The organism is Bacteroidia bacterium (assembly GCA_027493955.1).
Taxonomy (GTDB): Bacteria; Bacteroidota; Ignavibacteria; order SZUA-365; family SZUA-365; genus JAOSJT01.
The window spans coordinates 4,257,095-4,277,339 of record JAOSJT010000001.1 but is presented as its reverse complement, the minus strand read 5'-3'; the positions used below and the strand labels follow the sequence as shown (position 1 = coordinate 4,277,339).

At 58.9% G+C, this 20,245-nt stretch carries 14 protein-coding genes; 4 read left to right on the top strand and 10 right to left on the bottom strand.

The features are described from left to right. Nucleotides 1–153 precede the first annotated feature (153 nt). On the top strand, nucleotides 154–2,130 hold the full coding sequence (locus M5R41_16330; GenBank protein ID MCZ7557968.1) for an oligopeptide transporter, OPT family: 1,977 nt from the start codon (nucleotides 154–156) through the stop codon (nucleotides 2,128–2,130). Nucleotides 2,131–2,217: 87 nt separating this feature from the next. On the opposite strand, the gene M5R41_16325 is transcribed toward M5R41_16330, so the two are convergent. Together M5R41_16325 and M5R41_16320 are read right to left on the bottom strand one after the other, a co-directional pair. Next, nucleotides 2,218–2,955 carry a hypothetical protein gene (locus M5R41_16325; protein MCZ7557967.1) on the bottom strand — a complete coding sequence of 246 codons (738 nt, stop codon included), beginning with the start codon at nucleotides 2,953–2,955 and terminating at the stop codon, nucleotides 2,218–2,220. Nucleotides 2,956–3,069: 114 nt separating this feature from the next. After that, nucleotides 3,070–3,381, bottom strand: coding sequence for a thioredoxin family protein (locus M5R41_16320; protein MCZ7557966.1), 312 nt, complete (start codon nucleotides 3,379–3,381; stop codon nucleotides 3,070–3,072). A 247-nt stretch (nucleotides 3,382–3,628) separates the two neighbouring features. On the opposite strand from M5R41_16320, the gene M5R41_16315 reads away from it, so the two are divergent. Next, entirely contained in the window at nucleotides 3,629–4,408 is a 780-nt protein-coding gene (locus M5R41_16315; protein MCZ7557965.1) for an enoyl-CoA hydratase-related protein, read from the top strand. Nucleotides 4,409–4,681: 273 nt separating this feature from the next. Here M5R41_16315 and M5R41_16310 read toward each other — a convergent pair whose 3' ends face one another. From M5R41_16310 to M5R41_16275, 8 genes are all read right to left on the bottom strand, one after another. Beyond that, complete coding sequence (locus M5R41_16310) at nucleotides 4,682–6,838, bottom strand: VWA domain-containing protein (GenBank protein ID MCZ7557964.1); 2,157 nt, start codon at nucleotides 6,836–6,838, stop codon at nucleotides 4,682–4,684. Between the two features lie 28 nt (nucleotides 6,839–6,866). Continuing rightward, nucleotides 6,867–8,903 carry a S8 family peptidase gene (locus M5R41_16305; protein MCZ7557963.1) on the bottom strand — a complete coding sequence of 679 codons (2,037 nt, stop codon included), beginning with the start codon at nucleotides 8,901–8,903 and terminating at the stop codon, nucleotides 6,867–6,869. A 13-nt stretch (nucleotides 8,904–8,916) separates the two neighbouring features. Next, entirely contained in the window at nucleotides 8,917–9,903 is a 987-nt protein-coding gene (locus M5R41_16300) for a MoxR family ATPase (GenBank protein MCZ7557962.1), read from the bottom strand. An 8-nt stretch (nucleotides 9,904–9,911) separates the two neighbouring features. Beyond that, nucleotides 9,912–11,315, bottom strand: a complete 1,404-nt coding sequence (locus M5R41_16295; protein ID MCZ7557961.1) for an insulinase family protein — start codon at nucleotides 11,313–11,315, stop codon at nucleotides 9,912–9,914. Beyond that, nucleotides 11,312–12,595 carry an insulinase family protein gene (locus tag M5R41_16290; protein MCZ7557960.1) on the bottom strand — a complete coding sequence of 428 codons (1,284 nt, stop codon included), beginning with the start codon at nucleotides 12,593–12,595 and terminating at the stop codon, nucleotides 11,312–11,314. The genes M5R41_16295 and M5R41_16290 overlap by 4 nt, the downstream gene beginning before the upstream one ends. Before the next feature lie 153 nt (nucleotides 12,596–12,748). After that, nucleotides 12,749–14,020 (bottom strand): peptidylprolyl isomerase, encoded by a 1,272-nt coding sequence (locus M5R41_16285; GenBank protein MCZ7557959.1) that lies wholly within the window; start codon nucleotides 14,018–14,020, stop codon nucleotides 12,749–12,751. A gap of 59 nt (nucleotides 14,021–14,079) precedes the next feature. Further along, nucleotides 14,080–16,080 carry a peptidylprolyl isomerase gene (locus tag M5R41_16280; protein MCZ7557958.1) on the bottom strand — a complete coding sequence of 667 codons (2,001 nt, stop codon included), beginning with the start codon at nucleotides 16,078–16,080 and terminating at the stop codon, nucleotides 14,080–14,082. A gap of 56 nt (nucleotides 16,081–16,136) precedes the next feature. Beyond that, complete coding sequence (locus M5R41_16275) at nucleotides 16,137–18,191, bottom strand: peptidylprolyl isomerase (protein MCZ7557957.1); 2,055 nt, start codon at nucleotides 18,189–18,191, stop codon at nucleotides 16,137–16,139. 227 nt (nucleotides 18,192–18,418) lie between these two features. On the opposite strand from M5R41_16275, the gene M5R41_16270 reads away from it, so the two are divergent. Then, nucleotides 18,419–19,042 (top strand): hypothetical protein, encoded by a 624-nt coding sequence (locus tag M5R41_16270; GenBank protein MCZ7557956.1) that lies wholly within the window; start codon nucleotides 18,419–18,421, stop codon nucleotides 19,040–19,042. 820 nt (nucleotides 19,043–19,862) lie between these two features. Then, entirely contained in the window at nucleotides 19,863–20,222 is a 360-nt protein-coding gene (locus M5R41_16265; protein ID MCZ7557955.1) for a hypothetical protein, read from the top strand. Nucleotides 20,223–20,245 lie beyond the last annotated feature (23 nt).

Genomic DNA, 20,245 nt, shown 5'->3' with positions numbered 1-20,245 from the left:
CGCATCCATGCGCGGGTGAGGCGGGTGAGATGTTCCCGCCTGCCGCATGAGAGCATGCTTTGATTTCACCGGAGCTTTCGCTAGCTTTTTTCGATATATCGGAGCCTGCTCCCCGTTGAGCCGATCCACATCGTCACCTGCACAGGAGAGTTTATGGAACCCACCTCGCGCAGTCTACCCAAGAACGCGTACACAGTACTGAAACCCGGCGAGGAGTACATTCCCACCGTGCCTGCATCGCAGAGTCCGCGCGAGATCACCGCGTACTCGGTCGGTTGGGGTTTGTTCTTTTCCGTACTGTTCTCCGCGGCGGCGGCATATCTGGGCCTGAAAATCGGCCAGGTGTTCGAAGCCGCGATTCCCATCGCCATCATCGCCGTCGGTATCTCGGCGGCAACGAAGCGCAAGAACGCGCTGTCGGAAAATGTCATTATTCAGTCCATCGGCGCCGCAAGCGGCGTAGTGGTGGCCGGCGCGATTTTCACCATTCCCGCGCTGTACATTCTCGAGCTGCCGACGAATTTCTGGCATGTCTTCCTCGCCTCGATGTTCGGCGGTTTTCTCGGGATTCTGTATCTGATTCCCTTCCGCCGCTACTTCGTCAAGGACATGCACGGGCAGCTTCCCTTCCCCGAAGCGACAGCCACCACCGAGGTGCTGGTCGCGGGCGAAAGCGGCGGCAATCAGGCGAAAACCCTGCTCGTGGCTTCCGCCGTCGGAGGACTGTACGACTTCATGGTCACCACCTTCGGACTGTGGAAGGAGGCGTTTTCGTCCAAAGTCATCCCCGGACTTGACTGGCTGGCGAATGTGTACCGCATCGAATTCCGTATGAACATCCTCGCGGCGGTGACCGGCCTCGGCTATATCATCGGCCTGAAATACGCAGCGATCATCGCCGCCGGATCCTTCCTCTCCTGGTTCCTTCTCGTCCCGCTCATCGGCTACATCGGTCAAGGTCTCACCGAACCCATCGGTACGGGCGTCAGTACGCTGATACGCGACATGGATGCGGGTACCATCTACTGGTACTATGTGCGCCATATCGGCATCGGCGGCATAGCCATGGCCGGCATTATCGGCATCGTCAAATCAAGCAAGATTATCGGCGGTGCGTTTAAACTGGCCGCGGCGGAGCTGTTCACCAAAAAACACGCATCCGAACTCGAAGGACAGCAGCGCACGGACAAGGACATCCCGATGAGTACGGTTGTTTCGCTGATCGTGGTCGTGCTGCTCAGCATTTTCGTGTTCTTCTGGCAGGGCGTCACCGGTAATTTCGGACAGGCGCTGACCGGATTACTGATCGTGGCCGTCATCGCCTTCCTTTTCACCACCGTTGCCGCGCGCGCCATCGCCATCGTGGGCTCCAATCCCGTTTCGGGCATGACGCTGATGACGCTGATCATTTCTTCCTTCATCCTTGTTCAGGTAGGTCTGACGGGTCCGACTGGCATGGTATCCGCCCTGATCATCGGCGGCGTGGTGTGCACCGCCCTGTCCATGGCCGGTGGATTCATCACCGACCTGAAAATCGGCTACTGGCTCGGGAACTCCCCGGTGCATCAGCAGCGCTGGAAATTCCTGGGCACCATACTCGCGGCAGCGAGCGTGGGCGGTGTCATCATTCTGCTCAACGCCACCTATGGCTTTACCGGCGCCACCGCGCTGCCCGCCCCGCAGGCCAACGCCATGGCGGCGGTGATCAAGCCGCTGATGTCCAATCAACCCGCTCCCTGGGTGCTGTACATCGCCGGCGCCCTCTTTGCTCTGACGCTCGAAAGCATCAAGATTCCGCCCCTGGCTTTCGCCCTGGGTATGTATCTGCCGCTGGAGCTGAACACCCCGGTGCTGGCCGGCGGCATCATCGCGCATTTCGTGTCCACACGCTCCAAGGACGAAGCGGTGAACAACGCCCGCCGCGAGCGCGGGACGCTTATCGCTTCCGGTCTTATCGCGGGCGGCGCCATCATGGGCGTGGTCAGCGCGGCGCTCAAGTTCTTCGGCATCAACTATCACGAATTCGGATGGACCTGGGTCGAAACCAGCGGAGCAGAACTGCTCTCGCTCGCCATGTTCGCCCTGATCGCCGGATACATTTACTGGGATTCCATGCGCGCCAAGGCGTAGCGGATTTCGCAAGCAGAAGAAAGGCCGGCGGATACGCTCCGCCGGCCTTTTGCATTTCATGCCCTGTTGAGGGGGATCGATGGCGCCCTATTGCGTCACATCGCGTATGCTGGTGAGGATTTTGGTTTCCCTGTTCATGACGATGTGATGCTCCTCTCCGGTAGCGTCTTCGTACTGATAGATTTTGCTCATCTCCTGCTTCACCAGTTCGGTGAAAAAGCCGAGCTGCGCGTCGTACACGCCATAGCCGCCGGCATGCTGCGCCATGGGGGCACCGGCTTCCTTGAGCACGGGAAGGTTCATGACGTAGGTCACATCATACAATTCTCCGGCACCGTCGCGGCGCACCGCACGCTCCACCACGGGCGTCCCGGTGTTGCGGCCGGTTTCGAGTTTGTACACCGGCGAAAACAGCATGTCGCCGAGATAGCGATGCAGGATGGAACGCGCGAGACTTTGCTCCATGGACTCCGAGGACGAAGCGATACTGACGTTCTCGATGCTTCCGTCTTCATCCGTAAATGTAAACTTCCACTGCACGCGTTCTTCCGTGCTTCCGCCATGCTGCTGCACCGGCGAGTATATCGTCATTTCCACGGGAAAGGCACCGTCGTCCGGAGGGCCGGTCAGGATCTCCACCCGCTGCGTGCTGGCGGATGGGACTATCTCTTTGTATCCATCGGTGCCACTGACATGTACCGCGATGCTCATGGAATAGGCCTTGTTCGGCGCAAAACGCGTGGCGACCTGCGTCTGCTGCTGTGCGCCCGCCACGAATGAAATGGTCAGAATGAGGACAATACCTGTGACAAATCGTGAAATCATCGCTGCGAACTCCTCGCTGTAAAAGGTCTCGAATACAAAGGATACTGAAAGCTGCTCTGAAATGAAAGTCAGAAACGCGGCTTCTCCCTGAATAACACACGAAAGGGACGAAAGTTACAACAGATCCGCGCGATCGAGCGCGAAGGCGAAATCCTCCATCGAAAAATTCCGGCTGAAGCGGCGGTACTCCTTCCCTTCTATCAGCACCAGCACGGTCGGTGCGGCAAACACCATGTGCTGCGCGGCGACGGCGGGGTAGGCCTCGCTGTCGATGTACAGAAAATCTACAGCCGCGCGTTTTGCGATTTCCGCTTCCACTTTGGGACGCAGAACACCGCAGACGGTACAGTGAGGGGTGGAGAAATATACCGCAAGCGCAGCAGCGGTGCGAATTCGTTCGAGAAGTGCGTTTTCCTGTTCCGTCATACCATAACCCATGTGCATACGGCTGCAACATACAACACCGGCGGCAATCCGCACAATGCGGGGGTGCATCACCGGAGGTACGACTCTGCATCCATTCTGTGTGCGCATATGTCGAAATCCTTCCATCGCGTGCCGCCCGGCTGTGAGGCATGGTAAAGTTGCGCTGGATGATGCCCGGTTTCCTCCGTTTACTCCCCCGCCGTATTTTACTAGTGCACAGACCATTCATCCGCAGACAGGCTCTACCATGCCCGAATTCCTACGAATACTGGACGACGGTCCCATACGCACCATCACCCTCCATCGCCCCGAAAAACGCAATTCTCTGCACGCCGGTTTGGTATACGAATTACACGAGGCCCTGCGGAGTGCGGGCAGCGATACGCAGCTCCGCGCGCTCGTGCTTACCGGCGCCGGCGAGGCCTTCTGTGCCGGAGCGGATCTCGCGTACCTCGAAGACATCAGCCGGAACTCGGTCGCCGAGAATCACACGGACTCTCTGCGTCTTATGGACATGATGCTCGCGCTGCGGACGCATCCCCTTCCCGTAATCGCGCGTCTCAACGGGCATGCCATCGCCGGCGGCTGCGGTCTGGCGCTGGCCTGCGATATCGTCGTCGCGGCGGAAGCTGCGCGGCTGGGCTTTCCGGAAGTCCGTATCGGTTTCGTTCCCGCCATCGTCGGGCGCCTGCTGACCGAACGCGTCGGCATCGGGCGGGCGCGCGAACTGCTCATTCGCGGCAACCTGCTGAGCGCCAAGGAGGCACAGGCATGGGGCATGGTCAATCACGTCGTTCCGCCGGAGAGGCTCGACGAAACCGTCTATAGCATCGCCAAAGAGATAGCGACGCAGACCTCGCCGCAGGCGGTGTCCATGACGCGGCAACTGCTGCTCGATATCGCGCCGCGCGATCTCGGGGATGCTATGCGTTACGGCGCGGAGTTCAATGCCCTGAGCCGTTCCACCGCGGACTTCGCGAAAGGCATACGTTCATTTCTGGAAAAAAAACCGCCGTCGTGGGAGTGACGGCGATCGTGAAAAGGTGAGATTCGTGAAAAGGAAAAAAGGAAAAAAGGAAAAAAGGTAATATGCTCTTCGATTGGCACTCCCACCTTTTCACGAATCCTACCTTCACCTTTTCACCCTTTCACCTTTTCACCTTTTCACCTTTTCACCTTTTCACCCTTTCACCCTTTCACCCTTTCACCCTTTCACCTTCTCACCTTTTCACCTTTTCACCATTCCCCGAACACCGCATGTGCACCGCAGCGTTGGTTGTCTGCCGCAATCCGAAATTCCCTAGATCAACCCCGATTGCTTGCGCAGATACCACTCGATTGCGAAGAGCAGCACGGCGGCGGAAAGCAGCCAGATAAGATTCCAGAGCTGTATATCGCTGACGACGGTTTGCTCCGTGGCGGCGTACAGTTCATGCTTCTGAATTGCGGCGGGCAGCCCCGACGCATCACTGATGGTAACATACCGTCCACCCGTGCTTGCGGCAATCTGCCGGAGCAGGGCGTTATTCATGCGCGTATCCTGAAACTCGATGTTGAGCTCTCCCACGCTGAAGCGTCCGTTGTCCTTGCCGAGTTCCTTTCCATCCAGCAACGCCGTTCCCGCGTACTCGTAATCCCCTTCCCTGCCCAGGTCCAGCGTGCCCGCATAGCGCCCGGAGCCGAGACCGGTCAGGACAAGCTCGCGTTCTTCGCCTTCCCTGCGCACGGATACATTCACGACGGCGTTATCCACGGGCTCATAGCTCTCGTTGTACACCTGGGCCATGAATTCGATTTCTTCCCCGCTGTCGAAAAACTCCTTCGCGGGCCGAATGCGCACGCGCTTGTCGTCGTCGCGCGTGGTCAACCAGCGAATGCTGTTGGAGAACAACATCTCAGGGACGCGTCCTCCCAGGACGTCGTGGGACAATTGCCAGCGCCACAATCCATAGGCGGTCCAGGCCAACACCTTGCCGCGGTTGAGGCGCCTCTGCAGCAGCAGCGGTTCGTTGAAGGAGATGTTGTTGAGACTCAGCGTTCCCAGCACCTGCGCGCCGGCTCTCGCTTTGAAGCTCGTTTCGGTCTTGAACAGCGGAGGCAGTTTGCCCCACACTTCGCCCGGGATACCGGTGGTCATAACCGGATTGTTCTGCGCGGCCTGGGACGGTTCGAAAAAAACTTCCGCCTCGTCTTTCCGGGGCTGCACGATATCGTAGGGCAGCAGCGTCTCGAGCACCTGGCGCAGCACGGCGAAATCGGTGGTACGCGACGGAATGTGCATAAGCGGCACGCCTTTTTTCTCCGCCGCATCGGCCGCCTGACGCAGCACCGCGGCATCTTCGCCGCCGGACGGCAGACCGATGAGAATGATGCAGTCCGCAGTGTTCAGATCCTCCTGCGTCGGACGTTTGTCATACCACGCGCCGGAGGCCTTTTGCACGAACAGCGCGGTCTCGATATTGTTGTCCTTGCGCAATTCGCGCTGCACCAGCGACACATCGGGACTCGGCGCCGACGCCAGCAGCACCACCTTCATACGCGATTTGAGCACTTTGATGAACGTGGTGCGGGAGTTGTTCTTGTTCGTCAGTTCGCCGGGAAGAGGGTCCACCCGGAACGTGAGCTTCTTCACTCCTTCACCGGACGGCGTATAGCTGAAGCTCACAGGGTACTCGTGCGTTCCGGGCCTGAGCGCCACCTGCACCGAGCCGAGGGAGCGATTCCCTTCGAGCATGCTCACGCGCGCACTGCCGCCTTCGAAGCCGGCGCTGCGCAACGACACATCCACCGGAATGGAACTCTCCACATAGGCGATGGTATTGGTGAGCACGCGGCCGAGGATGAGGTCCTTTTTCTCGGCCGAATCCCCCACCGCCACCACATGCACCGGCACACCGAGCGACTGCGCCGCGTAGAGCGGATTTTTTCCCGTGGTGAAAACACCGTCGGTTACGAGAACAACCCCGGCGAGATTTTTACGCGCATTATCCTTCCATGCCGCCTCTAAAGCCGCGCTGATGTCCGTTTCGGCGCCATTGAAGCGCAGCGAATCCGCCGTGACATCCTTCATGGGAAACAGCTTGCCGGAGAAAAGATACTCGGCGCGTTCGCCGTCTCCTTCGAGCTTGTCATACACCGACGAAGAAACAAAGTCGCGCATCTGCGCGGAGCGTGCTTGCCCGGCATCCTCCACGAGCAGACTGCGCGAATCGTCCAGCAACACGGCGAGCCGGGGCGGAAGCACATCGCTGCCCTTGAGATTGAGCACCGGCTCGAACAGCAGGAAGAGCAGCAGCGCAAGGGCGAGCGAGCGCAGCGTCACCAGCACCGCCCGGCGACGGGCACTGATTTCCGGCACGGTACTGCGATAGGTCCACACGCTGAACGCTGTCGCCACCGCGATAAGCAGGAGGAGAAGCGCGACGCTCTCGGCGAGAGAGAGAGAAAATGACGCCATTGCCGGAATCGAGTTCATTCTCCCCCGCTCACCGTAAAATCAGCATGCGACGGAAGAGCTGCGTGTCGCCCGCCGATAAGCCGTAATAGTAGATACCGTTCGCGAGACCGGTGGCGTCTACCCGCGCGCTGTGCTGTCCGGCGCCTCTGTCGGCATCCACCAGGGTGCGGACGCGGCGGCCCAGCGCGTCGTAGAGCGTGAGACGGATTCGGGCACCGGGCGACGGTACATCATAGCGAATGGTGACGGACGATGATGTGGCCGCCTCGAAGGGATTGGGGAAGCTCTGATAGAGTTGATAGGATTTCGGGAGCAGATGACCCGCGCCCAGCGTACGCTGTTCACCCGTGGTGAAGCGATGTTGACGGGCGGGAGCGCCATAGGGCGAGGTGCGCGACTCACGCGTATCCGAAGCGGCCACGTGAAAGCGCACTTCCGCATTCATCGGGAGCGGCGGCAATTCGGCTACATAGCGGCCGGAGCCGCGTCCCAGTCCGGCATGCTCTTCCGCGAGCGTCATCGTTATGGTGCCGCTCTGCGTCCCCGACGTGTAATGCAGTTGTACATCGCCGCTGAGGTCGCTCGGAGAAATCACCCAGACCATCACCACGCTCTGCACGCCGCTCCAGAAAATCTTCGGATTGGTGCTGATGACCATGCCGTGGTGCAGCAATGCCTTCCATGCGTCAATGAGACCCCAGCCGCGCCTGTTGTCGGGTGTCGCGGCGTTGTCGGCCGTGCTGCGCAGAGCGTTGCGAAGCTGCACCGGCGTGAGTTCGGGACGGGCGGAACGAATCAGCGCCGCGACGCCCGCCGCGAGCGGTGTCGCGAGGGAGGTGCCGTTCGCGCGTTCGTAGGTCGCGACGCCATTGCGGTTCGCGCAGAACACGCTGACTCCGGGTGCGACGATATCCGGCTTGACGCGCTGATCGCTGGTCGGACCGGATGAACTGAAACCAGCCACAGCTTTCGTGTAGCTCACCGCGCCCACAGCGATGATGCTGTCCGCGTCAGCGGGCGCGATGATACTGCCCGGTGCAGGACCTTCGTTGCCCATGGCCGTGACGAGCACAAGCCCGCGTCGCGCTGCTGCGGCGGCGGCACGCGTCGTTACAGCGGTCTTGCCATCCAGATCACCACGTTCCCAGGAATAGCCGGTCCCGTCGTCCCAGTCCAAATAGCCGAGTGAGGCGCTGACCACGCTTGCCCCGCGCATCTCGAGCCATTCGAGGCCCTCCACCCAGTAATCTTCCTCGATTTGCGTCTCGGAACCCATCACCTCGGTTTTGGCCAGTAAAAATGCCGCGTTGAACGCGGGGCCGATAAGCTGGCCTTCTTTGAAGCCGCCCAGCGTGGAGAAAGTCACCGTGCCGTGACCGTCCTGCCCGGACGGATCGGTGGCGGAATTCTCGGTGAGCGAATCATCATTGATCACATCGTATTCGCCGAACACGTCGGTTGAGGCAAAGGCCTCGTGCACGCGCCAGCGATACCCGTTGTCCAGCATACCCACGATGATGTCCGTTCCGTCAATCCAGATGTCATGCACCTCGGGTACACGGAGCAGTTCCACCTGCTGCAGCGACGTGCCGTAGTCGAGACCGTATGGCGGCTTCACCGGACGGGGCGAGTCTTGTACCCGCGCAAAAGGTGCGGGTGTGATCCCGGGTGTTTTGTAGCGTCGCACCGCTTCGATCGCCGCGACGAAGGGCAGCTGTTTCAAGCGTTCGAGTACGGCGGCATCGGCGGTGATGCTGACGGCGTTGAGCCAGCGCGAACGCGCATGCACTCGGGCACCGGCATCCGTCAGTGCCTGCACATACGCCGGCGCAGGCGGGAGGTCTTCGATGCTTAGCTGTCGGGCGTCCAGGGTCGGTGGATGTGCCCGATCGGTGCGTTTAGACAAACGTTCAGCGGAGTAATCCATCCGATATGCGCGAAGCCGTTCGGCGGCATCGCTCCCTCTGTCGGAAAAGGTCACCCAGTATCGGTGTTGTGCATCGCTCGCCGGAGCGGCGATGAGAAACAGAAGGACCAGCGCCATCAGCGCGATCTGCGGCTTCATGACAGACTCCTGTTCAGTTTTCCTGCAGCAGGCGATCCACGATCTGCACCGTACTCACACCATCGGCCTCGGCATTGAAATTGGCGACGATGCGATGACGCAGTACGGCACGCGCCACCGCCTTGACGTCGTCCACATCGGGCATGGCACGACCGCTGAGAATGGCGCGGGTCTTGGCGCCGAGAATGAGATACTGCGACGCGCGCGGACCGGCGCCCCAGCGCACCCAGTCCTTGATGAACTGCGGCGCGCCGTCCTGCGCGGGACGCGTCCGTCTGGCCAGGCCGACAGCATAGGAAATCACGTGATCGGCCACGGGCACACGGCGTACGAGCTCTTGAAAGTAGATAATGTCCTCCGCTGACATGACCTTGTTCAGCTTCGCCGCGAGCGGGCTGGTCGTGCTTTTTACGATTTGCTCTTCCTCTTCGCGCGAAGGGTATTCCAGCCAAAGGTTGAACATGAAACGGTCCAACTGCGCCTCGGGCAGCGGATAGGTTCCTTCCTGTTCGATGGGATTCTGCGTCGCGAGTACGAAAAAGGGTTCGGAGAGGACGTACTTCGTTCCCGCCGCTGTGACGGCGTGCTCCTGCATGGCTTCCAGCAATGCGGCCTGGGTTTTAGGCGGCGTGCGGTTGATCTCGTCGGCAAGTACGATGTTGGCGAATATGGGCCCCTTCACGAAACGAAAAGCCTTGCTGCCCGTCGTGTGATCGTCTTCGATGATTTCCGTGCCGGTGATGTCGCTCGGCATAAGGTCGGGTGTGAACTGGATACGGCTGTATTTCAGATCCACGACCTCGGCCAGCGTTTTTATGAGCAAGGTCTTCGCCAACCCCGGAACACCGACGAGCATGCAATGCCCCTGCGCAAGCAATGCCGTGATGAGTTGCTCGACGATCTCGTGCTGACCGATGATGATTTTCCCGATCTCACGAGTAAGATTCAGGTAACTTTCGTTGAGTGCGGCAACCGCCTGCACGTCATCACGATATTTCATGTCTGCTGTCATACGTCCTGCGCTATCGGTGATATGTTGGGAATGACCTGTCCGTCCGCATCGAACACCTGAACACGCCCGAAGCGTTCCAGTGTGTTGCGAAGCTGCTTGCCCCGACCCGCCGCGACGATGACGGCATCGTCGGGATTGAGGTACTGTACGGCAACCCGCTGAATGTCTTCGGGCCGCAGTGACAGGACGGTACTGTTGAAATGGTTGTAGTACGTCTTGCTCAGTCCATAGAGTTCGATGGTCACGATGCGCTGCGCTACCTGCGAAGGCGTTTCGATCTGAAGCGGGAAGCTGCCGGTGAGGTAGCTTTGTACCTTTGCAAGCTCGTCCTCCGGTATGACTTCCTCACGCATGCGGCGCATTTCCGTGAGCACTTCCTCGATGGCGAGGTCGGTCACTTCCATGCGCACCTCCGCACCAGCGGCAAAGGGGCCCTGCTGCATCCGCGCATCGAAGCGGGAATGCGCTCCGTAGGTATAACCGCGTGCCTCGCGGAGATTGAGATTCAGTCGCGAACCGAAATACCCGCCGAACAAGGTGTTCATGAGCGACACCGGGATGTAGTCCTCGCTGTTGCGCGCGATTCCCGGATGACCGACCACGATGGAACTTTGCACCGCGGTGGGACGGTCTACCACATGCACCTGACGGCCGGAAAGCGGCGGTATGGGCATGGATCCCGCGTCTTCCGCTGTAGGGACGCTCCAGTCACCAAAATGCTCTTCCGCGAGAGCGACAATTTGCGCGGGCGACGCATCACCGACAACGAGCAGGAAGCACTGTGACGGAGAAAAACGTTCCGCATGGGAGGCGCGGAGCCGCTCGATATCAATCACGGCCAGAGAGGCCTCGGTACCGTCCTGCGGACGTCCGTACGGGTGTTCGCCGTACACCGCACCGCAGAAGCGATGCCAGGCGAGCACGGTCGGATTGGATTTGTCCTGCAGAATATCCGCGAGTCGCTGCTCTTTCAGGCGTTCGATCTCCTCCTCGGCGAACGCCGGATTGCGCACTGTATCCGCAAGCACATCGAAGGCATGCGGGATATGACGACTCAGGATACCAATGCCGACGACGCAGCTGTCCCAGCCCGCACCGCTCCATATCGAGCCGCCGCGCGATTCGATCTCTTCGGCGATATCATGCGAGCTGCGTCGCCTCGTCCCTTTGATCAGCAGTTCGGACGTGATTGCCGCCAGACCGGGTACATCACCGTCGCGCGAGGCGCCGCCACGGGCTACGAGCTGCATGGTCGCGAGAGGAAATCCCGGCTGCTCGTACACCAAAACGCGCAGACCGTTGCTGAGCGCATGCTCGAAATAGTCCGGGAACAGAACATCCTTCGGCGTACCGCACAACGGAGGACGGCTTCTGTCGAATGCGGGATGCAATGGTGTCATTGTGCCGCCTCCGGGGATTGCTTCGGATAGGGGAGATAATGCAGACAAGTCGCGTTCAGCTCCGTCAGATAGCAAGCGGCAACGCGCTGTATGTCCTCGCGCGTCACGGCCCGGATGCTGTCCAAATGCGTGTTGATGAGCCCTGCGTCCCGCGAAAGTACGCGGAAGCTGTTGAGCATGTCGGCGCGTGATTGCAGCGACACGGCGGAATGCACATAGCCGGCCTCGATGCGGTTGCGCGCTTTCTCGAGTTCACGCTCGGTCACACCGTTTCTGCGTACGTCGTCGAGTTCGCGCCAGAGCATGGTTTCCAGCATCTCGGAGGTTTTTCCCTGCTGTGCGATGATGCGGAACAGGAACAAGCCGGGCAGTTCCAGATCGTACGCATAGGAGACAACGGACTGCGCGATACGCGCTTCGTGCACGAAACTGCGGTACATGCGCGAGCTTTCCCCGGACGTGAGAATATTGGACAGGATATCGAGGGGAAGGAAGTCCTTTGAATTCATATCCGGAATGTGCATGCCGACCAGCAATCCCGGCAGGGGTATGCTGTCGTACACGTAGTCGCGCACCTGTGTGGTCTGCGGCGGTTCGTGCATGAACGGACGGTATATCGCCCCGTCATGATCCTCGATGTCGCCGAAATATTTCTCCACCAGGCCCAGGGCCGCGTCCATATCAATGTCGCCGGCAATGCACAGCGACGCGTTACCCGGACGGTAATACATAGAATGAAACGCCCGCACCTGCTCCAGCGTGGCGGCCCGTATGTCGGTAATGGACCCGATGGTCGGCCAGCGGTAGGCCTGCATCTTGTACGCACGGGCGAACAGCTCCATCATCATCGTGCCGTAGGGCTGATTGTCGTAGCGCGACCGCCGCTCTTCGATCACGACGTTGCGCTGTGTTTCGAGGTTTTCCTCGTTCACGGCGAGGCTGCGCATGCGATCCGCCTCCAGCCACAGCCCCAGCTCGAGCTGATGCGCCGGGAGTGTGTTGTAGTAGTTGGTCCGATCGAAGGACGTGGAGGCGTTGAGTGTGCCGCCTGCGCTTTGCACGTGATGAAAATGCATGTTGGCCGGCACGTTCTCCGAGCCCTGAAACATCATGTGCTCGAACAGATGCGCGAAACCGGTCTCGCCCTCGTGTTCGTTCTTCGATCCGACATGATACCAGAGGTTGACGGCGACAATGGGCAATGTGGCGTCACGGTGCAGTATGACGTGCAGGCCGTTCGGCAGGTCATGTTCTTCAAATGCGATGTTCAGAGTACTCACTTTGCTCCGCGCTACACAAATACGTTTCGTACGTCGGTCCGCCAACCGCCTTCCGCGAAGAGTGCTGTACACGTGGCGACCCGTTCATGAGAATACAAAGATCCGTCACGCCGGCGCCGACGCGGCCTTGCGTCGAAGCGGACGATCCATCACTCACATATTGATTTTCCAGTACACGTTATCCTTGATCTTCTCGATCCACTCGGCATACTGCCGGTTCTGCTTGATGATCTTGGCATAATTCGCGATACGCTGATAATCGCGTTCCAGCGTGGCGGCATGCTGCGGTATGCGCTGCACCAGCTCAATGATGGCGTAGGCGTAATCCTTGTCGAGGGTGATTTTCACCGGTTCCGAGATGCTGCCTGCCGAAAGATTCTGCTGCACGGCCTTCATCTCGTCCGTCAATTCGGCCACATCGATAATCCCGAGATTGCCGCCGCGCTTGCGCGTCTCCTCGTCTTCGGAGTAACGACGGGCCATTTCCTCGAACGACGCGCCGTCAAGAATGCGCTGCCGCAGCGCCTTCAGTGAATCTATCACATACTGATCGCTCTCTCCGGTTTTCTCCACCTTGATCAGGATATGGCTGGGACGAATGGCCTCGCCCTTCTTTTCGAGCAGCTTGATGATGTGAAAGCCGAATTGGGTTTCTACCACAGAGGAGAGTTGATCGGGTTCGAGAGCGAACGCCGCTTCTTCGAATTCCTTCACGAACACCCCGCGCCGTGCGAGCCCGAGATTGCCGCCGTTGCGGGCGCTTCCGGCATCGTCGCTGTAGCGCCGCGCCAGATCCTCGAACAGCGCGCCCGCACGGAGAGAATCCAGCAGCGCAAGCGCTTTCGCGCGTGCGGCTTCGCGAAACTGCTCGGTGACTTTGGGGAACAGGGCGATTTGCCGCAACTCCACCTGCTCCGGAACGGGCGGCAGCGTGTCGGCATACACCGCGAAAAAATCCAGCACCTCGCGATGCGTGATTTCCGTGACACCGAATTTCTGCTGCTGAATGGATTCAATCATCAAGCGCTTCCGAATATCCTCGCGGAACTCGCGCTTCATCTGGGCGAGGCTCATGCCCGCCACCTGCTCGAGTCTGCTTTCGGAGCCGAACTGCTGGATGAGACGGCGCAACTGTTCCTCCAGGCGACGCGTGACCTCCTCCTGCGGGATGTTCACGCTGTCAAGCACCGCCTGCGCGAGAATGAGCTTGTCATTCATCATTGCCTGCAGCAGCTGCATACGCCGCTCCTCATCCTTCTTGTCGCCGGCGGGTGATATGCCCCGCTGCAGCAACTGCAGCTGTAGTTCGGATTCGGTGATGATTTCGTCTCCGATCACTGCAACGATGCGATCCAGCACGCGCGTCTCCTGCGCCTGCACAACGGAGGCGAGGAAGAGAAACGAAAGAGCAAGGATGTAGCGCATGAATTTTTTCCAAATAACTATAGAATACGGAAGCGTTGCGTCACGGAACAAGGCGAAAATCAGTTCTCCATTTTCACCGGCGGAAAGGCCGCGTCCAGATTGCCGGGATACTCCACAACCTGATGCCGGGCCCGAAGTTCACGCACCCATTCGGCCCGACGCGCGGCGGCCCGTTCGCTCTTGTACATACCGATCACGGAGGACCGGGCCTCCTCCCACGTCTGCTCACGCGCATCATGCTTGTCGAGCACCTTGATGAGAGAAAAACCGCCTTCGAAGGGAATGGGACCGGCGATCTGCCCGACAGCCATGCCGGCCGCGGTGCGCGCAAGTTCATTCTGATTGTAATCCATGAAATCCCACTCGCCATTATTGCGGAAATACCCGGGTCGCTGCGTATAGCGCGAGGCAAGATAACCGAAGTCGTAGCCGGCGTAGAGACTGTCCCTGAAAATCATGGACATTTTCTCGGTGTGGGTGAATATCTCCGCGATCTTCACACGCGGAGGCAGCGTAAACTCGGACTTCCGTTCGCGCCACCACGCCTGCATTTCCTCCTCGCCCGGCTGTATGGCATTCCAGACCTCCCGCTCTTCAAGCCGCGTGATGAGCGCGGTGGACCGATACTCCTGAAGCAAGCGGCGGAACTCGGGGATGCTGTTCTCGAAATCTCTCGACTCATGCAGCGCGAGACGGCGATCCGCCAGCATCAGCGCGACGGTGTCGAGCACTGCCGCTGTGAAACGGCGCATCTGTACGGTGGGCTCACTTTTGATGAAAGCCACTGCTTCGTCCACCGTTACGGGACCGATATCGGTGCGGAGCAGATACGCGGCGCGGTCCTCACGGGTGAGTGCCTTGTCCCAGCCTGGCGTGGATGTGCTGTGCGACGAGTCTATCCTCCCAAGCAGGCGTTCGACCACATTCGCGTTGATGGCGTAGTTGTACTGTCGCCGGAGCTGCGTCGTGAAATGCAGGAAATCTGTGGCGAAGCGCTCGTTGCGGTAGATGCGTCGCAAATGGTCCTTCTGTTTTTCCAGAGGTTCGGGTGCTTCTTCGGCGAGCATTTTTATCAGATGGAGACCAAAGGGCGTGCGCACAACGCGCGATACTTCACCCACCTGCAGGTTCAAAAGAGCGTCCTCGAAATTGGCCTCGATATTGGTACCGCGCGTCATCCAGCCGAGATCACCGCCGATGGGACCCGACACGGTATCCTGCGAATGCCGCATGGCGAGTTCCTCGAAGGTCGCAAGCCCCTGCTGAATGGAATCCCGCAGCGCGCCGAGAAATGCGACGCCGGCGGTGGTGTCGTTGCGCTGCTCGAGGTCGAGGCGGTAGAGAATCTGTGCGGGACGAAGACGCTGCCGCGCGGGCTTCCGGTCCAGTACTTTGAAGAAGTGATAGCCGAACACGGTGCGCAAAGGGTGCGGTGTGACCTGGCCGGGCTGGAGGTCGTAGATCATATCATCCAGCCAGGGGAAAGTCGTTCCGGCGATAATCCAACCGATGACGCCGCGTGTCCGCGCCTTACCGCCGTCGTCGCTGTACAGTGTGACCAGCGAATCGAACGGAAGTCCGCTGGCCTTGATGATGCTCTCGACAACCCGCGCTTTTTCCCAAGTCATGCTCGTGTCGGCATCGGGGCCTTCGCCCGGTGCCCATTTGACGACGAGCTGCTGAATCTTTATTTCCTCGAGACGACGGTCGTACAGTGTGCGCAACGCGGGCTCGGCGAGACGCTGTTCGTACAAAAAGGATAACGCGAGATTATCGCGGTATTCCTTGACCTCCTGGATGAAGTCCGGATCGTTCTGCAGACCGAGGCGCTCGGCCTCGGCCACTTTCACGCGAAAATCCGTCAGAGTGGTGAGGAATTCCCGTTTCTCCTCGTCGTTATGCGGACGGTTCAGTCGGGTACGAAGGAACATCTCCTCATAGTCGGATACCGACAGCGGCGTACCATCGATGGTGGCAAGCACGTCGCGCGGTACGGACGAACAGCCGGAGAAGACGATGGAAACAAATACAAGAACGAAAATGCATTTACTGAACGACATGCGTTCCCTGTGTTGTGTGACGGAATGCATCAAGGACACGGCAGTGGGACGTTCTGTTACGAACGCCCCTGTGTCAGCGTGCCGAAGGCTTTTTCAAGCACGGCGTTGTTGACGGTGACGCCGTATTTTTTGCGAAGTCCTTCGATCCACTCGCTCTCGAGACGCTTGCTTTCGAATTCCTGGAATTTGCTGGAAACTTCCGACTGCGCCTCTTCGAACGTTTTCTCGCGGGCCTGGTCCTTGCCCGTCTTCTTCACGATGGAATAGCCGTACTGGAATTTGTGCGGACCTTCCACCCAACCGTCCTGCATACCCTGCACACGGCGGGTCAGCTCGTTGGCGTCCACGGGCTGCAAGCCCCAGTCGCCTTGCTTGCTGTTGTAGCCGGCACGCTGCGTATGGCGTTCGGCCAGTTCCTCGAAGGGGACGCCCTTGTCGAGACTGTCGCGCAACACTTTGGACACACTGTCACTGGTGACGAAGATTTCGCTGAAGCGCACGCGATCCGGCCAGGTGTATTCGCTACGGTGCTGTTCCCAAAACGCTTTCAGGCGTTCCTCTTCCACTTTCACCTGATTCCACACGGCATCCTGTTCCGCTTTGAAGAGCAATACGCCTTCCTGGTATTCCTGCATGAGACTGCCGAATTCAGGATAGCGCGTCTCCAGGTTCTCGGTTTCGATACGCAGCACTTCCTTCTGCGCCGCGAGTTCCATGACTTCACGAAGGGAACGTGTATTCAGGGGCTTGGATTGCAAATCCTGATTCTTTTCGATGATACGGATCGCCTCGTCAATCGTCAGACCGCCGCCTTTGAACGTGGCGACTTTCGCTTTCCTGAGTTTCTCGTCAATGTTGTTGTACCAGCCGGGCGCGGAGGTCGTGGCGGTGCTGTCCACAGACGACTTCAACTGCGTCAGCACGTCATCTTTCAGTGTAATGCCGTAACCGTCGTAGATCTGCTGGAGGAAGGCCTTGTTGTCTTCTTCATAGCTGTAGCGGCGGTACAGCTCTTTGAGCTCCTGCTTCGCGTCTTCGAAAGACTTCGGGGGACGCTCGCCGGTAATGGTAATGACATGCCAGCCGAATTGCGTACGCACCGGACGGCTGAGTTCGCCCTCCTTCAGATCGAAGGCCACGAGTTCGAATTCGGGTACGAACTTGCGTCTCGTGACCCAGCCCAGATCACCGCCTTTCGCGGCGGAACCGGGATCCTCGGAATTGCGCGTGGCGAGTTCAGCGAAGCTGTGTCCCTGTTTGATGCTGTCGATAATGGTATTGAGCTTCTGCAGCGCGGTGGTGGTGTCGCCGGGCTCGTCCGGATTGGTACGCACGAGGATATGACTGACCTGCAGCTCCCCGCGGGAGGGACGGCGTTCGATCAGCTTGACGACGTGGTAGCCGAACATGGTCCGCACGGGAGTGGGATACAGTTCGCCCGGTTTGGTCAGAGAATACACGGCTCTGTCGAATGCCGGCAGCGTCATGCCGGCCGTGAAGTACAACAGGTCGCCGCCCTTCTCGGAGGTACCGCGATCATCCGAATGCCGTGCTGCCAGCGTGTCGAAGGGCACGCCTTCGCGCGCCTGGCGCAGAATATCGAGAGCTTTGTTCAGTGCAGCGGTGGTGTCGGGGTTGCCCTCGGAATCATTCACGACACGTACGAGGACGTGGGCAGCGCGGATCTCTTCTTTCTGCAACTCATGCAGTTCGCGGATTTTCGGATCTATCAGCGCCCGTTCGGTGAAATACGGAAGAGCGAGACTGTTGCGATACTCCTGAAGCTCTTTCACGATTTCCGCATCCTTGTCGTAGCCTTTCGCGCGTGCTTCGTGTACTTTCAGCCGGTACTTGATGAGCAGTTCAAGAAACTCCTGCCGCTCTGCGTTCGTGGATCGGGCCGCCGCGGCTTCACCGCCGTTGTTGCGGATGTACTGACGTTCAAATTCCTCGAGAGAAAGGTCGTACTTCCCGATTTTGGCGAGGACGGTCGGTTTCGAAGAACCCTTCGGCGCCTTTCCCTGCTGCGCATGCAGCGCCGGCGTGAACAGGAGCATTCCCAGCAGGGCCATTGCGGCGATACGGGTGCATGTTTCAGGTTTCGCTGACATGATACGCTTCATGAGTCGCTGATTCCATATTTGATTGACAAAAAGAGTCAGATTCTATATTACCACGTTTTCGCGCATAAAAGCAAGGTAAACCGGCGGTTCCACGCCGCCGGACAACAGGCAGGTACTGTGCCGCAACACGATGTTTCCGCAACGCCGGCGGAGAATAGCGTGCGGTGGTCTTCTCATCCCCTGCTATATTATCTTCACAGGAAATGCACTCTGCCATGAACACGATATCAACCCTCATCCTTCTCATGCTCATACTCCCCCTCCTTGCCTGTTCCGATGCGAGGGAGCAGGAAGCTGATCCCTTGAGGAGCTTCGCGAAATCATTCAGGCAGGACTATCCGTTCAGCCAGGCTCAGGATCTGTACAAATCCCTGTATCAGGACGCGTTCGGTCCGGGACATATCATCACGAACTGGGATTTTGCACGGAATCGGCTGGAGAGCGAAATTGCGCATCTCCCGGAATTCGAAGAAACCCGTCTCACAGAGCCCTGCGGCCCTTCGGGCAACATGCTGCGGCTCAACCTGCGTCCGGCGGTGCGAATGGGAATTACCACAGAGACCATCATCGGCCTTATGCAACGGACGATGGAGCGTCTCCGGCCCGATACGGTGGCGTTTCTCGCGCAATGGGACAGAGCCCGCGCACTCGCATCGCAGGGACAATTCCCCTGGACATCCACCGAGATGGAAAACTTCGACGAAACCCTCAGTCCGAGTGGATTGGACGTCATTCACCACAGTCGCGAGTACGCCGCCAATTACCATCCTGCCTATCGCGTCATTCTTGCGGAGGTGTTCCGCGAGTGGGAAAGCCGTAACACCCGGAGTACACGGTAAGGCAGCGGAGAGCGGAGAGCACGTTCGCACGCTCCGAACGTCCGCATAGCAAACTATATCCGCTGCCAGAGGAGCGTAGCGCGTAGCGAGTGCTTCTCGACAACCCCGAGCTTTATCGTTCGAGACGCCCGCCCTCCCCCTCCTAAGCCACACTGATCATCGATATGTGCTAATTCTGTGCAATGGCTTCGGGGGGCAGGCGCGCTTTTTTTTCATCCCAACTTGCTTAAAAAATCAACAAACCGCCCATCCCGGCCCATTTTCGATGGGGGCGAAAAAGTGACCTGTTTTTTTTTAAGATATTTTCAGCAAGGGGACCGATTGGTTCTATTTATAGGATAGAAAGTCATCAACGTTCGCCGCGTGGAGTAAACGGTCGCGAAGCGGACTTCGATGGCGAAAAGGCGACATGCTCCCCACGACGGGCCGTGCCTGTCCGGCGTTGGAGGCAAAAGTGTCGTGGGCGGCACGGAGATAATGCGCTTTGTCTTCAGAGTCGCGTGACGGACAGAGGAGCGACAACAGAATTTTGTGCCTGGATTTTCCGAAGTCTCACGATGACGAAACCCCCGTTTCTGTTGCCTGAAAACACACTGCGGTGATTCGGACCGCGCAAGCGGTTTTGACATACACTCACAGTTGTCGTACTTTTATTACGAGGCAGGAATGAAACACCTAATCCCCGGACAATCAACGGTGACATTCGTCGATTCGTCGATTCGTCGATTCGTCGATTCGTCGATTCGTCGATTCGTTTGATTGTCCCGCATGCCGTCGGATACGGCTCGTCGGCTCGATTCTCTGTGCCGTCTTCCTCCTGATGGCGGCCCAGCCCCCGCAAACCACTGTTGCGCAAACGCAGGACAAAGATCGCTCCCTCTCCATGGCGGTGCTCGATCAATTAAAGCCCTCCATCGCCAGGCCCAGCCGAGTGACCGAGTTTGCCGTGGTTTGGGAAAGCGAGCAAACCGCGGCCACGGGCGCCGACATTTACATCCAGCTTGTGGATGCCAATCTGGGCATACCACAGTGGATAGGGCCGCGTACCGACTATTTTGGCCTTGGCACTCTCGACGTTGTAAAAAACCGCTTCGACGGCATCGAGGTATGCACTGCGGACAATGCCCAGCGCAATCCGCGCGCGGCATACGACAACATGGGCGGAGTGATCATTACCTAGGAAGACTACAGGAATGATCCCGA

What these genes read in the sequence shown, in the direction of transcription:
- M5R41_16325 (MCZ7557967.1), bottom strand. Translation starts at nt 2,955, where the DNA reads ATGATTTCACGATTTGTCACAGGTATTGTCCTCATTCTGACCATTTCA.
- M5R41_16270 (MCZ7557956.1), top strand. Translation starts at nt 18,419, where the DNA reads ATGAACACGATATCAACCCTCATCCTTCTCATGCTCATACTCCCCCTC.
- M5R41_16285 (MCZ7557959.1), bottom strand. Translation starts at nt 14,020, where the DNA reads ATGCGCTACATCCTTGCTCTTTCGTTTCTCTTCCTCGCCTCCGTTGTG.
- M5R41_16305 (MCZ7557963.1), bottom strand. Translation starts at nt 8,903, where the DNA reads ATGAAGCCGCAGATCGCGCTGATGGCGCTGGTCCTTCTGTTTCTCATC.
- M5R41_16315 (MCZ7557965.1), top strand. Translation starts at nt 3,629, where the DNA reads ATGCCCGAATTCCTACGAATACTGGACGACGGTCCCATACGCACCATC.
- M5R41_16275 (MCZ7557957.1), bottom strand. Translation starts at nt 18,191, where the DNA reads ATGTCAGCGAAACCTGAAACATGCACCCGTATCGCCGCAATGGCCCTG.
- M5R41_16300 (MCZ7557962.1), bottom strand. Translation starts at nt 9,903, where the DNA reads ATGAAATATCGTGATGACGTGCAGGCGGTTGCCGCACTCAACGAAAGT.
- M5R41_16320 (MCZ7557966.1), bottom strand. Translation starts at nt 3,381, where the DNA reads ATGACGGAACAGGAAAACGCACTTCTCGAACGAATTCGCACCGCTGCT.
- M5R41_16310 (MCZ7557964.1), bottom strand. Translation starts at nt 6,838, where the DNA reads ATGGCGTCATTTTCTCTCTCTCTCGCCGAGAGCGTCGCGCTTCTCCTC.
- M5R41_16280 (MCZ7557958.1), bottom strand. Translation starts at nt 16,080, where the DNA reads ATGTCGTTCAGTAAATGCATTTTCGTTCTTGTATTTGTTTCCATCGTC.
- M5R41_16265 (MCZ7557955.1), top strand. Translation starts at nt 19,863, where the DNA reads ATGGCGGCCCAGCCCCCGCAAACCACTGTTGCGCAAACGCAGGACAAA.
- M5R41_16330 (MCZ7557968.1), top strand. Translation starts at nt 154, where the DNA reads ATGGAACCCACCTCGCGCAGTCTACCCAAGAACGCGTACACAGTACTG.
- M5R41_16295 (MCZ7557961.1), bottom strand. Translation starts at nt 11,315, where the DNA reads ATGACACCATTGCATCCCGCATTCGACAGAAGCCGTCCTCCGTTGTGC.